The organism is Agromyces mediolanus (assembly GCF_044917495.1).
GTDB lineage: Bacteria > Actinomycetota > Actinomycetes > Actinomycetales > Microbacteriaceae > Agromyces > Agromyces mediolanus_B.
Genome location: NZ_JAVSSI010000010.1, coordinates 25,063 through 37,937 on the forward strand (window position 1 = coordinate 25,063; position 12,875 = coordinate 37,937).

The 12,875-nt window shown below is 75.2% G+C and carries 13 protein-coding genes; 8 read left to right on the forward strand and 5 right to left on the reverse strand.

The annotated features are described in order from the left end of the window. Positions 1-23: 23 nt before the first annotated feature. Both glyA and ROT00_RS14165 read left to right on the forward strand, forming a co-directional pair. Positions 24-1,313, forward strand: a complete 1,290-nt coding sequence (gene glyA, locus ROT00_RS14160; protein WP_404775674.1) for a serine hydroxymethyltransferase — start codon at positions 24-26, stop codon at positions 1,311-1,313. Positions 1,314-1,324: 11 nt separating this feature from the next. Then, positions 1,325-2,209, forward strand: coding sequence for a bifunctional methylenetetrahydrofolate dehydrogenase/methenyltetrahydrofolate cyclohydrolase (locus tag ROT00_RS14165; protein ID WP_404775675.1), 885 nt, complete (start codon positions 1,325-1,327; stop codon positions 2,207-2,209). Between the two features lie 185 nt (positions 2,210-2,394). On the opposite strand, the gene ROT00_RS14170 is transcribed toward ROT00_RS14165, so the two are convergent. Then, on the reverse strand, positions 2,395-2,889 hold the full coding sequence (locus ROT00_RS14170) for a DUF4188 domain-containing protein (protein ID WP_404775676.1): 495 nt from the start codon (positions 2,887-2,889) through the stop codon (positions 2,395-2,397). Between the two features lie 51 nt (positions 2,890-2,940). Here ROT00_RS14170 and ROT00_RS14175 point away from each other — a divergent pair, with 51 nt between their 5' ends. From ROT00_RS14175 to ROT00_RS14190, 4 genes are all read left to right on the forward strand, one after another. Next, positions 2,941-3,501: a TetR/AcrR family transcriptional regulator gene (locus tag ROT00_RS14175; protein ID WP_404775677.1), complete on the forward strand. Its 561-nt coding sequence runs from the start codon at positions 2,941-2,943 to the stop codon at positions 3,499-3,501. Between the two features lie 113 nt (positions 3,502-3,614). Continuing rightward, positions 3,615-4,934: a cytidylyltransferase domain-containing protein gene (locus ROT00_RS14180; RefSeq protein WP_404775678.1), complete on the forward strand. Its 1,320-nt coding sequence runs from the start codon at positions 3,615-3,617 to the stop codon at positions 4,932-4,934. Beyond that, entirely contained in the window at positions 4,931-5,800 is an 870-nt protein-coding gene (locus ROT00_RS14185; protein ID WP_404775679.1) for an N-acetylneuraminate synthase family protein, read from the forward strand. The genes ROT00_RS14180 and ROT00_RS14185 overlap by 4 nt, the downstream gene beginning before the upstream one ends. Continuing rightward, positions 5,797-7,113, forward strand: coding sequence for a DUF6716 putative glycosyltransferase (locus ROT00_RS14190; RefSeq protein WP_404775680.1), 1,317 nt, complete (start codon positions 5,797-5,799; stop codon positions 7,111-7,113). The genes ROT00_RS14185 and ROT00_RS14190 overlap by 4 nt, the downstream gene beginning before the upstream one ends. Here ROT00_RS14190 and ROT00_RS14195 read toward each other — a convergent pair. Next, on the reverse strand, positions 7,076-7,612 hold the full coding sequence (locus tag ROT00_RS14195; protein WP_404775681.1) for a gamma carbonic anhydrase family protein: 537 nt from the start codon (positions 7,610-7,612) through the stop codon (positions 7,076-7,078). The two genes, ROT00_RS14190 and ROT00_RS14195, sit on opposite strands and share 38 nt — an antisense overlap. 9 nt (positions 7,613-7,621) lie before the next feature. After that, entirely contained in the window at positions 7,622-8,917 is a 1,296-nt protein-coding gene (locus ROT00_RS14200; RefSeq protein WP_404775682.1) for an APC family permease, read from the reverse strand. Positions 8,918-8,976: 59 nt separating this feature from the next. On the opposite strand from ROT00_RS14200, the gene ROT00_RS14205 reads away from it, so the two are divergent. Next, a complete protein-coding gene (locus ROT00_RS14205; protein ID WP_404775683.1) occupies positions 8,977-9,462 on the forward strand; it encodes a YbaK/EbsC family protein in 486 nt (161 codons plus the stop codon). 88 nt (positions 9,463-9,550) lie between these two features. On the opposite strand, the gene galK is transcribed toward ROT00_RS14205, so the two are convergent. After that, positions 9,551-10,717 (reverse strand): galactokinase, encoded by a 1,167-nt coding sequence (gene galK, locus ROT00_RS14210; protein ID WP_404775684.1) that lies wholly within the window; start codon positions 10,715-10,717, stop codon positions 9,551-9,553. Next, positions 10,714-11,850 (reverse strand): galactose-1-phosphate uridylyltransferase, encoded by a 1,137-nt coding sequence (galT, locus tag ROT00_RS14215; RefSeq protein WP_404775685.1) that lies wholly within the window; start codon positions 11,848-11,850, stop codon positions 10,714-10,716. Before galT ends, galK begins: the two co-directional genes overlap by 4 nt. 82 nt (positions 11,851-11,932) lie before the next feature. Between galT and ROT00_RS14220 the strand changes: the two genes are divergently transcribed. Then, on the forward strand, positions 11,933-12,823 hold the full coding sequence (locus ROT00_RS14220) for a DeoR/GlpR family DNA-binding transcription regulator (protein WP_404775686.1): 891 nt from the start codon (positions 11,933-11,935) through the stop codon (positions 12,821-12,823). The last annotated feature ends 52 nt before the right edge of the window (positions 12,824-12,875 follow it).

The following is a 12,875-nucleotide window of genomic DNA, read 5'->3' on the forward strand; positions in this document are numbered from 1 at the left end:
CCCTCGTTTGGTCCGTACCTGTCATGAAGGAGCCAGTCTTGGCCGAATCCGTCTTCAACGCCCCGCTGTCCGAGGTCGATCCCGAGATCGCCGAGGTGCTCGAGCTCGAGCTCGGTCGCCAGCGCGACTACCTCGAGATGATCGCGAGCGAGAACTTCGTGCCGGTCTCGGTGCTGCAGTCCCAGGGCTCCGTGCTCACGAACAAGTACGCCGAGGGCTACCCCGGCCGCCGCTACTACGGCGGCTGCGAGTTCGTCGACATCGCCGAGTCGCTCGCGATCGAGCGCGCGAAGAGCCTCTTCGGCGCCGAGTACGCGAACGTCCAGCCGCACTCGGGCGCGAGCGCGAACGCCGCGGTCCTCGGCGCGATCGCGACCCCCGGCGACACCATCCTCGGCCTCGAGCTCGCCCACGGCGGCCACCTCACGCACGGCATGAAGCTGAACTTCTCGGGCAAGCTCTACAACGCCGTCTCCTACGGCGTCGACCCCGAGACCTTCCGCGTCGACCTGAACGTCGTCCGCGAGAAGGCCCTCGAGCACAAGCCGCAGGTCATCATCGCCGGCTGGTCGGCGTACCCCCGCCACCTCGACTTCGCCGCGTTCCGCGAGATCGCCGACGAGGTCGGCGCGAAGCTCTGGGTCGACATGGCGCACTTCGCGGGCCTCGTCGCCGCGGGGCTGCACCCCTCGCCCGTGCCCTACGCCGACGTCGTCTCCTCGACGGTGCACAAGACGATCGGCGGCCCGCGCTCGGGCTTCATCCTCTCCCGCGACACGGAGCTCGCGAAGAAGCTGAACTCGAACGTGTTCCCCGGCCAGCAGGGCGGCCCGCTCATGCACGTCATCGCCGCCAAGGCGACGGCGTTCAAGATCGCGGCATCCGAGGAGTTCAAGGACCGCCAGGAGCGCACGCTCCGCGGCGCCGCGATCCTCGCCGACCGGCTCACGGCCGACGACTCGCGCGCGGCCGGCATCGATGTCCTCACGGGCGGCACCGACGTGCACCTCGTGCTCGCCGACCTCCGCAACTCGAAGATCAACGGCCAGGAGGCGGAGGACCTGCTGCACGAGGCGCTCATCACGGTGAATCGCAACGCCGTGCCGTTCGACCCGCGCCCGCCGATGGTCACCTCGGGCCTGCGCATCGGCACGCCCGCGCTCGCCACCCGCGGCTTCGGCGACGCCGAGTTCACCGAGGTCGCCGACGTCATCGCCGAGGTGCTGATGGGCGGCGCGGACGTCGCCGCGCTGCGCGAGCGGGTGCAGAAGCTCACCGCCGCGTTCCCGCTGTACCCCGGCCTCCAGCAGTAACGGGGCACGGGATGACCGCCATCACCCTCGACGGCGTCGCGACCGCGACGGCCGTGAAGCAGGAGCTCGCCGGCCGCATCGCGAGCCTGCGCAGCCACGGGATCGTGCCCGGACTCGGCACGCTGCTCGTCGGCGACGACCCGGGCTCGCGCTCGTACGTCGCCGGCAAGCACCGGGACTGCGCCGAGGTCGGCATCGAGTCGATCCGCGTCGAGCTGCCGGCCTCCGCGTCGCAGGCCGACGTGCTGGCGGCCATCCGGGAGCTGAACCACGCTCCCGAGGTGACCGGCTACATCGTGCAGCTGCCGCTGCCGGCAGGCCTCGACGAGCACGCCGCGCTCGAGGCGATCGACCCGTCGAAGGACGCCGACGGCCTGCACCCGACGAACCTCGGGCGGCTCGTGCTCGGCATCGAGGGCGAGCTCGCCTCGCCCCTGCCGTGCACGCCGGCCGGCATCGTCGAGCTGCTGCACCGGTACGAGGTGCCGATCCGCGGGCGCCACGTGACCGTGATCGGCCGCGGGCTCACGGTCGGCCGGCCGCTCGGGCTGCTGTTCACGCGCAAGGGCCTCGACGCCACGGTGACGCTGACGCACTCGCGTACGGCCGATCTCGCCGCCGAGGTGCGCCGCGCCGACATCGTCGTCGCGGCGGTGGGCGTGCCCCACCTCGTGCAGCCGGACTGGATCAAGCCCGGCGCCGCCGTGCTCGACGTCGGCATCACGCGGGTGCAGGACGAGGAGACCGGCAAGGGCCGGCTCACGGGCGACGTCGACCCGGCCGTGGCCGAGGTCGCCGGGCACCTGTCGCCGAACCCCGGCGGGGTCGGTCCGATGACCCGGGCCATGCTGCTCGCGAACGTCGTGAAGGCGGCGGAGCTGCGAATCGCCGGCTGAGGCGGGAACGACGAGGATGCCCCGGGGCCGTGCGCCCCGGGGCATCCGTCGTCCGCCGAGCCCGTCGGGCGTCGTGGTTCGCCGAGCCCGTCGGGCGTCGTGGTTCGCCGAGCCCGTCGGGCGTCGTGGTTCACCGAACCTGGCGGGCGTCGTGGTTCGCTGAGCCCGTCGAAGCGCCCACGGCGTCAGGCCGCGCGCTGCCCGTTCCGGCCGAGCCGCTGCCTGGCGGTGTTCTGCCCGGGGCCGACGGGCACGTGCACGGTCGCCTTCGCGAGCCCGAACGCGGGCATGTCGGCGTAGACGGCCTCGGCGTCCGCGACGGGCACCTCGTAGGTCTCGTGCCAGACGCCGACGTGGCCGGTGCCGAGCGCGGTGCGCATGAACTCGCGCCAGGGCTCGAGGTGCGGGGCGTCGCGGTCGGCGGCGAAGCGCTGCAGGTGCTCGGGGCTCTCCCAGTACGACAGCAGGATCGTCGTGCGGCCCACCCAGCTCTCGAAGCCGAGCATGCCCGACTCCGGGTGCGTCGCGAGGTGCCGGAGCATGCGGGGCATCTGCTTCGCGACGCGCTGGACCCGCGCGAAGCGCCACCAGCGGTTCGCCCGCATGCCGATGAGGAAGACCGTGATCGTCTCCCGCTCGGGCGCGGCCGTGTAGCGCCCGGGGAACACCGTTCGTGTCATCGTCTACTCCATAACGTCGTTACGAAACGATGTTATGACTAGACTGGCGGCATGGCAAGACCCCCCGTGTACGACGAGGCGCTCCGCGGGCGGCTGCTCGACGTGACGGCCGAGATCGTCGCGCGGGACGGCGCCTCGCGCGCCGCGCTCCGCGACATCGCGAGCGCCGCCGGCACCTCCACCTCCGCGGTCTACGCCCTCTTCGGCGGCAAGGGCGAACTCCTCGCCGCCGTCATCGAGCACGGCTTCGCCTCGTTCGGCGCCGCCCAGCACGCGGCCGCTCCGGCCGGGCTCCGGGCGCTCGGTGTGGCCTACCGCGACTGGGCGCTCGCCCACCCCGCCCTCTACCGGCTGATGTTCGGCGGGGCGCTCGAGGCCGTGGCCGACTGCGAGCCCGACCCCGCCTCGGCATCCGCCTCCCTCGCACCGCTCCAGGCGGCGATCGCCGCGCGCGGCGCCGCCGACGTCGGCGTGAGCGTCGTCGCCGTCTGGGCGCAGGTGCACGGCGCCGTGAGCCTCGAGCTCACCGGCATGGCCGGCCACGGCACCTCCTGGGACGAGGTGTACGACGCCGTGCTCGACGCGGTCGAGCGGAGCCTGCCGACGGGCTGAGGGCGGCGGCCCGCTTCGACGGGCTCAGCGAACCACGACCTCAGCGGGCCACCGGCGCGGAGTGTTCACCCGGCGGCCACCCCTGCGCCACGACGGCGACGTACGGTCGCCCCATGGACCCCGAGCGCAGCCACCCCGACGACCCCGCCGGCCGCCAGCCGGTCGTCGCCGTCGTGCCGGCGCGCGGGGGTTCCAAGGGGGTCCCGGGCAAGAACCTCGCGCCCGTCGGCGGCATCCCGCTCATCGCCCGCGCCGTGCGCGCCGCCCGCGCGGCCGCACGCATCGACCGCGTCGCGGTGACGAGCGACGACGAGGCGATCGCCGAGGCGGCCCGCGACGCCGGAGCCGAGATCATCGCCCGGCCGATCGAGCTCTCCGGCGACGCCGCGAGCTCCGAGAGCGCCCTCCTCCACGCCCTCGAGCAGCTCGCCCTCGCCGGCAGCGACCCCGAGGTGCTCGTCTTCCTCCAGGCGACCTCGCCGTTCATCGACCCGCGCGACCTCGACCTCGCCGTCGCCCGCGTCCTCGACGGGGAGGCGGACGTCGTCTTCTCCGCGGTGGAGAGCCACGCCTTCCTCTGGCGGCGGGATGCCTCGGCCGGCACGACGGGCGTGAACCACGACGCCGCCCACCGGCCCCGCCGACAGGACCGCGAGCCCGAGTACCGCGAGACGGGGGCGTTCTACGTGCTGCGGGTCGACGGCTTCCGCGAGGCCGGCCACCGCTTCTTCGGCCGCGTCGAGGTGCAGCTCGTCCCCGAGGCGCACGCGCTCGAGATCGACCGGCCCGCCGACCTCGCCATCGCCGAGGCGCTCGCGCCGACCCTCGACGGCCGGGCCTGGCAGCCCCTCCTCGACGTCGACGCGGTCGTCACCGACTTCGACGGCGTGCACACCGACGACACCGCGATCGTCGGCGACGACGGGGTCGAGCTCGTGCGGGTGAGCCGCCGCGACGGGGCCGGCGTCGCCCGGCTCCGGGCGGCCGGCATCCCGGTGCTCATCCTCTCCGCCGAGCGGCACCCCGTGGTCGGCGCCCGCGCCGCGAAGCTCGGCGTCGAGGTGCTCCAGGGCATCGCCGACAAGGGCGCCGCGCTCGCCGACTGGGCGGAGCGCCGCGGCATCCGCCTCGACCGCATCGCCTACCTCGGCAACGACCTCGGCGATCTGCCGGCCCTCGCCCTCGCCGGCTGGCCGGTCGCGGTCGCCGACGCCATCCCCGAGGTGCGCCGCCGGGCGCGCCTCGTCCTCAGCCGGCGGGGTGGTGACGGCGCGGTCCGCGAGCTGGCCGACGCCGTCCTGGCTGGGCGCGCGGCCGTGGGGGCGGCCGCCGACGCCCCCGCCGCCCCGCCCACCCCGTCCATCCCGCCCGACGCGGCGGCCGCCGAGGCCAAGCCCGTCACCGTCACCGTCACCGAAGGAGTCCCGGCATGAGCGTGCGCATCGGTCGTCACGAGGTCGGCAGCGGCCTGCCCGTCTACGTCATCGCCGAGATCGGCCTGAACCACAACGGCGAGCTCGATCTCGCCAAGCGCCTCATCGACGTGGCCGCCGAGGCCGGCTGCCAGGCCGTGAAGTTCCAGAAGCGCACACCGGAGCTCGCGACGCCCGAGCACATGAAGGACGTGCCGCGGGAGACGCCGTGGGGCACCATGAGCTACCTCGACTACCGGCGCCGGGTCGAGCTGTCGCGCGACGACTACCTCGAGATCGCCCGCTACGCGGACCTCCGCGGGCTCGACTGGTTCGCCTCGCCGTGGGACGAGCCCTCGGTCGCGTTCCTCGAGGAGCTCGACGTCGCCGCCTACAAGGTCGCCTCGGCATCCGTGACCGACCTGCCGCTGCTCCGCGCGATCGCCGCGACCGGCAAGCCCGTCATCCTCTCGACCGGCATGTCGACGCTGGAGGAGATCGACCGGGCCGTCGTGACGCTCGGCACCTCGCAGCTGCTGCTCCTGCACGCCACCTCGAGCTACCCGATGCCCGCGGAGGAGGCGAACCTCCGCACGATCGACACGCTCGCGCTGCGCTACCCGGTGCCGGTCGGCTACTCGGGGCACGAGCGAGGTCTGCAGATCTCGCTCGCCGCGGTCGCGCTCGGCGCGGTCGCCGTCGAGCGGCACATCACGCTCGACCGAGCGATGTGGGGCAGCGACCACGCGGCGTCGCTCGAGCCGCAGGGGCTCGAGCACCTCGTCCGAGACATCCGCATCATCGAGACCGCGATGGGCGACGGCGTGAAGCGCGTCTTCCCCGGCGAGGAGGCGCCGAAGGCGAAGCTGCGCCGGGTGCTCGTGTGAGCCGCGACGAGGGGACGGCGCCCGGGCGCCGGCTGCTCGTCGTCGCCGACAGCGACTCCTACGCGAAGTGGGGCGCGGCCCTCGCCGGCCGCGTCGCCGGAGCCTGGGACACGGAGTTCGCGCTGCTCGCCTCGCCAGTGCTGCCGAGCGCCCGCCAGCTCGACGCCGCACTCGCCGGCTCCGGATTCGTCCCCGCGGAGGTGCGCACCATCGAGCTCGACGCGCTCCTCGCCGAGCTCGCGGCCGACCCGCCCGACGCGGTGCTGCTGGCCCTCCGCGGGCCCCTCGTGCGGGTCGTCGCGGGCCGCATCGCCGGCCTCCCGAACCGCCCCGTGCTCGTCTCCGGGTTCCCGGGGCTCACCATCCCGGCGGAGCCGAAGGCGGTCGTCTACCGAGAGCTCGTCGACCTCGTCGTGCTGCACAGCCGCCGCGAGGTGCGGGAGTTCCGGGCGAACGCGGCGGCGCTCGACGTCGGCGTGCGCTTCGGCCTCGCGACGCTGCCCTTCCTCGCGGCCGTGCCGCCGAGCGCCTGGGTCGGACCGGAGCGCGACGAGCTCGTCTTCGCCGCGCAGGCGAAGGTGCCGGCCGGGTTCGAGGATCGGGTGCGACTCCTCGGCATGCTCGCGCGGGCGGCGCGCGCCCACCCCGACCACCGCGTCGTGCTGAAGGTGCGGGCGCGGCCGGGGGAGGCGCAGACGCACGCGGAGGAGTTCGACCTCGGCGAGCTCGTCGCCGCCCCGCCTCCGGAGCTCCTGGCGATGACCGGGGGCGAGCTGCCGGCGAACCTCGTCGTCCGCGACGGCCCGATGGCCGGCCACCTCGAGTCGGCGGCGGCCCTCGTGACCGTGAGCTCCACGGCCGTGCTCGAAGCCATCGCGGTCGGCGTCCCGGTGCTCCTCCTCGACGACTTCGGCATCGGGCCGAAGCAGATCAACACCGTGTTCGAGGGCAGCGGGCTGTTCGGCGGCGCGGCGGATCTCGTCGCCGGGCGGTGGCGGGAGCCGGCGCCCGGATGGCTCGGCGACAACTACTTCCACGGCGAGGAGCACGACGACTGGGAGGCCGAGCTCGCCCGGCTCGTCGACGCGCGGGCGCGCGCACCGCTCCCGGCGCCGGTGCGGCGGCACAACCTCGTCGGGGGCGCGCTGCGCCGGGCGTACGAGCGGAAGCGGATGCTCGGCGACTACGACCGGACGCCCGCGGGCGCGGTGGCGATGGTCGTGGCGCTGCCGGCGCGGTGGCTGCTGCGTCGGGTCAGACGCGTCCGCGCGGCGGTCACGCGGTCGGCGCCGTGTGCTCCGCGAGGTGCGTGAGGTAGGCCGCGCCGTTCCGGCGGATGCCGGCGCGCTCCGCCTCGTTGAGCTCGCGGCGCACCTTCGCCGGCACGCCCGCGACGAGCGAGCCGGGCGGCACCACGGTGCCCTCGAGCACGACGGCGCCGGCGGCGACGAGCGAACCTTCGCCGATCACGGCCCCGTTCAGCACGGTCGCGCTCATGCCGATGAGGCTGTCGCGTTCGATGGTGCAGCCGTGCAGCACCGCGCCGTGGCCGACGGAGACGCCCTCGCCCACGGTGAGCGGGAAGCCGGCGTCGACGTGGCAGACGACCGTGTCCTGGAGGTTCGCGCGCGCGCCGAGCACGATCGGCTCGGCCTCGGCGCGGAGCACCGCGTTGTACCAGACGCTCGACTCGGCCTCGAGGTGCACGGCGCCGACGATCACGGCGCCGGCGGCGACGAAGGCCGTCTCGTCGATCGAGGGGCTGCCGATTCCGGCGAGCGGGCGGATGTGGGCTGCGGCGTCGACGGGCATGCTCGAATCCTACGGGGCCGGGCGCGCGAGACGGAGCCGGATGCCGCGCACCAGCGCCCCGAGCGCGAACACCGCGACCCCGCCCGCGACGGCGAGCGGCGGCAGGGTGGCGACGAGCACGGTGCAGCCGATCGCGCCCGCGATCGCGAGCCCGCGGCGGCCTCGGCGGGCGGCCGGGGAGCCGGTGGCGCCCGCGGTGACCGAGGGGGCGGCGTCGAGCCGCAGCGCGGCGAGGTTCGCGACGAGGTAGTAGACGAGCACGCCGAAGGAGCTGAAGCCGATGGCCTCGCGGAGGTCCGCGAGGAGCAGGACGACGACGATCGCGGCGGCGACGACGAGCTCCGCGAGGTACGGCACCTGCGTCCGCGGGTGCACCGCTGCGAGCCGGCGCGGCAGCTCGCCGTCGCGGGCCATCGCGAGCGCCGTGCGGCCGATTCCCGCGATGAGGGCGAGCAGGGCGCCGAGGGCGGCGAGTCCGGCCCCCACCCCGACGACGGGCGCCGCCCACTCCCAGCCGCCCGCCACGACGAGCGCCGCGAGCGGAGCGGCGTCGCCCGCGGCCAGTCCGCCCGCGCCGAGCACCTGCAGCAGCACGAGCGCGAGCAGTGCGTAGAGCACGACGACGAGGCCGAGCGCGATCGCGATGGCGCGGGGGATGGTCCGCGCCGGGGCGCGCACCTCCTCGCCGAGGGTCGCGATCCTGGCGTAGCCGGCGAAGGCGAAGAACAGCAGCCCCGCCGACTGCAGGACCCCGTACGGCCCGGCGGGCGCGGCGGCGAGCGGCGCGGCGTCGCCGGCGACGAGTCCGGCGAGGCCCGCGGCAACGACGACGCCGAGCACGAGGAGCACGGCCGCGACGATCACCGTCGCCGCCCGCGCGGTGCGGGTGATGCCGAGCAGGTTGAGCGCCGAGAGGACCACGACCGCGCCGATCGCCGCCGGCTTCTGCCAGTCGAGCGGCACGAGGTACGCCGCGGCGGTCATGGCCATCGCCGCGCAGCTCGCGGTCTTGCCGACGACGAAGCCCCAGCCCGCGAGGAAGCCCGGCCAGGCGCCGAGCTCCTCCCGCCCGAAGCGGTAGGCGCCGCCCGACTCCGGGTAGCGGGCGGCGAGCCGCCCCGTGGAAGTCGCGTTCGCGTAGGCGACGAATGCCGCGAGCGCGAGCCCGAGGAGGAGCCAGTCGCCGCCGGCGCGGGCGGCCGGCCCCCAGACGGCGAAGACGCCGGCGCCGATCATCGAGGCGAGCCCGATCACGACCGCGTCGCGGAGGCCGAGCCGGCGGGCGAGTGGGGCTGGGGCGGTCACGCTCGCACCTTAGTGCACCCGGGTGTCCACGGGATGTCCGGCGTCCGTAGGATCGTGCCATGACCGACCCCACGCATCCCGCCGTCGACCGCGTCGCCGCCGCGCTCGCCGCCCAGGGCGTCGAGCCGCGCATCCAGTGGTTCGACGACGCCGTCACCACCGCCCAGCTCGCCGCCGACGCCCTCGGCATCGAGGTGGGCCAGATCGCCAACTCGCTCGTCTTCACGATCGACGAGGAGCCCATCCTGGTGCTCACCTCGGGGGCGCACCGCGTCGACACCGAGTGGCTCGGCGAGGCGCTCGGCGGCACCATCCGGCGCGCCTCGAAGGAGACGGTGAAGGAGGCCACCGGGCAGGTGATCGGCGGGGTCGCCCCGGTCGGGCACCCGGCGCCGGTGCGCACGGTCGTCGACGTGCACCTCGCGGAGTACCCGGAGGTGTGGGCGGCCGCCGGTCACGCGAAGACCGTCTTCCCGACGACGTTCGACGAGCTCGTGCGGATCACGGGCGGCACCCCGCACGCCGTCGAGCCGACCGCGGGCTGAGCCACCGGTCGCGCCGGGTCATCCGCCGAGCGGCCGCGCCGGGCCCCGCGGCCCCGGCGGTCGCGCGGGGTCGTGCCCGGTCTTCCGGCTAGCGGTCGCGCCGAGCGCCCGGGGAGGGCACCACGGTGAAGACGCCGGGTTCCCCGAACCCGGCGGCGGCGAACGCCCCGCGCACCGCGCCGGCCGCGGCGTCGACCGAGGCGAGGGGCACGAGCGCGATCGCCGAGCCGCCGAAGCCGCCGCCCGTCATCCGCGCGCCGATCGCGCCGGCCGCCCTGGCCGTCTCCACCGCGAGATCGAGCTCGGGCGTCGAGATCTCGAAGTCGTCGCGCATCGAGGCGTGCGAGGCGTCGAGGAGCCCGCCGATCGTGGCCGGTCCGCCCTCGTGCAGGGCGCGGACGACGTCGAGCACCCGCTGGTTCTCGGTCACGACGTGCCGCACCCGGCGGAAGGTCTCGTCGTCGAGGATCGCGCGCGCCCGGTCCAGCTCGCCCGGGCCGAGCTCCCGCAGCGTGGGCACCCCGAGGGCGCGGGCTCCGGCCTCGCAGGAGGCGCGCCGGGCCGCGTAGCCGCCGGTCGCGTGCGCGTGCTCGACCCGGGTGTCGACGACGAGCACGGCGAGCCCGGCGGCGGCGAAGTGGAGCGGCACGACCTCGGCGTCGAGGCTGCGGCAGTCGAGGAAGACCCCCGCGTCGGCCTCCGCGAGGAGCGAGGCGGACTGGTCGAGGATGCCGGTCGGTGCGCCGACCACCCGGTTCTCCGCGAGCCGGCCGACCTTCGCGAGCGTGGGGCGGTCGAAGCCGAGCCCCCAGTGCTCGCTCAGGGCGAGCGCGACCGCGCACTCGATCGCGGCGGAGGAGCTGAGGCCGGCCCCGACCGGCACCTCCGACTCGAGGTGCAGGTCGACGCCCCGCGCGTGCGCGAGGTCGGCGCCGAACTCGCGGAGCGCCCACACCACACCGAGCGGATACGCGGACCAGCCGCCGATCGCGTCGGGGTCGAGCTCGTCGAGGTGCACCGCGACCGGGTCCGGGGCGAACGCGCTCGACACCCGCACGACGCGGTCGTCGCGGTCGCCGAGCGCGACCGCGGTGCGCCGGTCGATCGCGAAGGGGAACACGAAGCCGTCGTTGTAGTCGGTGTGCTCGCCGATGAGGTTCGCGCGGCCCGGCGCGCTCCAGACGCCGGCCGGCAGCCGGCCGGAGCGGTCCTTCAGTCTGGCGGCGGCGCGCTCGGCGAGATCGGTCCCGGTCATGCATCCACTCCCTCGATCGCGGCGCGCAGGGCCTCCGCCTGCGCCTCCGGCGGCACGTCGCCGATCCATGCTCCCATCGCCGCCTCCGAGCCGGCGAGGAACTTCAGCTTGTCGGCCGCGCGGCGCGGGCTCGTGAGCTGGAGCGTCAGCCGCACCTCGTCGCGGTGCTCGTGCACGGGCGCCTGGTGCCAGGCGGCGATGTACGGGGTCGGTGTCTCGTAGCGGGCGTCGACGCCGCGCAGGAGCCGGCGGTAGAGCACGGCCAGCTCGTCGCGCTCGGCGAGGGAGGTCTCGGCGAGGTCGGGCACGTGCCGGTGCGGCACGAGGTGCACCTCGATCGGCCAGCGCGCGGCGAACGGCACGTAGGCGCTCCAGTGCGCGCCGCGGAGGACGACGCGCGGCCCGTCCAGCTCGCGCGCGACGACGTCGGCCAGGTGGCCGGGGCCGGCGCTCGCGATGGCGTCGAGCAGTCGCTGGGTGCGCGGGGTCACGTACGGGTAGGCGTAGATCTGGCCGTGCGGATGCCCGAGCGTCACGCCGATCGCCTCGCCGCGGTTCTCGAAGGGGAACACCTGCTGCACGCCGGGCAGGGCCGACAACTCGGCGGTGCGGTGCGCCCAGGCCTCGATCACCGTGCGGGCGCGGGAGACGGTCTGCGTGCCGAAGGAGCCCTCGTGCTCGGGGCTGAAGCAGACGACCTCGCAACGGCCGAGCGAGGGCAGGGTGCGTTCGATGCCGACGTCCCGGGTGGCGGCGAGGGCGGCGGCCGGGTCGACGTCGGGACCGGCGAGCGCCGGTCCGAACGACGGGGAGCGGTTCTCGAAGACCGCGACGTCGTAGCGGCTCGGGATCTCGGAGGGGTTCCCCGGGGTCTGCGGGGCGAGGGGATCGAGCTCGGCGGGCGGCAGCACGACCCGGTGCTGGCGCGCCGCGGCGATCGAGACCCACTCGCCGCTCAGCGGGTCCTGGCGCATCTCGGCGGTGGGCGGGCGCGGGGCGAGCTCGCGCTCGTCGATCGCCCGGCCGGGCGGGAGGGTCGTGTCGGCGTCGTCGAAGTAGAGCAGTTCGCGGCCGTCGGCGAGGGTGCTGCGCCGCACGGCGATGCGCGGCTCGGCGATGGGAAGGGGGGTCACAGCGCCACCCTACGAGACTTTCGTTCGGCAAACAAGCAGCTTTCGTATTGCAAAGGGATGCCGCGGGCGGGAGAATGCCTCCATGCCTGCCGAGCCGAGCGACGCCGCGACCCGCCCCGACGCCGCGACCCGCCCCGATCCGGGCCTCCGCCCCGACGCGGCCGCCCGGCACGAGGTGGCCGCCCGGCACGACGCCGTCGAGCGCCGCGAGCTGATCCGCGCCCTCGTCGAGGAGCGCGGCTTCGTCGGCGTGGCCGATCTGGCCGCCGCCTTCGGGGTGACGAGCGTCACCGCCCGCACCGACCTCGACGTGCTGGAGCGCGGCGGCGCACTGCGCCGGGTGCACGGCGGGGCCGTGCCGAGCGGGGAGGCCGCGCGGCCCGCGCGGGAGCCGAGCCTCGAGGAGGCGCTCGAGACCTCGATCGGGCCGAAGCAGCGCATCGGCGCGGCGGCCGCGGCGCTCGTCGCGAGCGGCCAGAGCATCATCGTCGACGTCGGCTCGACCGGCCTCCAGCTCGCCCGCGCGCTCCGCGCCCGCCGCGAGCTCGAGGACGTCACGATCTTCACGAACGGCCTCGCGATCGCGCTCGAGCTCGAGCCGGAGATCCCGCGCTTCTCGGTCGTCGTCACGGGCGGCACGCTCCGGCCGCGGCAGCACTCGCTCGTGCATCCGCTCGCCGGCTCCATGCTCGACGAGGTCCACGTCGACCTCGCCTTCGTCGGCTGCAACGGGGTGCATCCGGCGCGCGGCGCGACGAACCGGAACCTGCCCGAGGCCGAGGTGAAGATGCTCATGGTGCGGGCGTCGGCCCGGAGCATCCTCCTCGCCGACGCCTCGAAGCTCGGCGAGGTGCACCTCGGCCGCATCGCGCCGCTCGACGCCTTCGATGCGCTCGTGACGGATGCGTCGGCGCCGGCCGCGCTCGTCGCGGAGCTCGAGGAGACGGGGCTCCCGGTGCAGCTCGCCGGCTGAGCGGCTCGGCGGAGGCGGAACGATCGGGCGCGGCCGGGCGGCTCCGCATATG

Coding starts and splice junctions, on each gene's coding strand:
- glyA (WP_404775674.1), top strand. CDS start 24: ATGAAGGAGCCAGTCTTGGCCGAATCCGTCTTCAACGCCCCGCTGTCC.
- ROT00_RS14165 (WP_404775675.1), top strand. CDS start 1,325: ATGACCGCCATCACCCTCGACGGCGTCGCGACCGCGACGGCCGTGAAG.
- ROT00_RS14170 (WP_404775676.1), bottom strand. CDS start 2,889: ATGACACGAACGGTGTTCCCCGGGCGCTACACGGCCGCGCCCGAGCGG.
- ROT00_RS14175 (WP_404775677.1), top strand. CDS start 2,941: ATGGCAAGACCCCCCGTGTACGACGAGGCGCTCCGCGGGCGGCTGCTC.
- ROT00_RS14180 (WP_404775678.1), top strand. CDS start 3,615: ATGGACCCCGAGCGCAGCCACCCCGACGACCCCGCCGGCCGCCAGCCG.
- ROT00_RS14185 (WP_404775679.1), top strand. CDS start 4,931: ATGAGCGTGCGCATCGGTCGTCACGAGGTCGGCAGCGGCCTGCCCGTC.
- ROT00_RS14195 (WP_404775681.1), bottom strand. CDS start 7,612: ATGCCCGTCGACGCCGCAGCCCACATCCGCCCGCTCGCCGGAATCGGC.
- ROT00_RS14205 (WP_404775683.1), top strand. CDS start 8,977: ATGACCGACCCCACGCATCCCGCCGTCGACCGCGTCGCCGCCGCGCTC.
- galK (WP_404775684.1), bottom strand. CDS start 10,717: ATGACCGGGACCGATCTCGCCGAGCGCGCCGCCGCCAGACTGAAGGAC.
- ROT00_RS14220 (WP_404775686.1), top strand. CDS start 11,933: ATGCCTGCCGAGCCGAGCGACGCCGCGACCCGCCCCGACGCCGCGACC.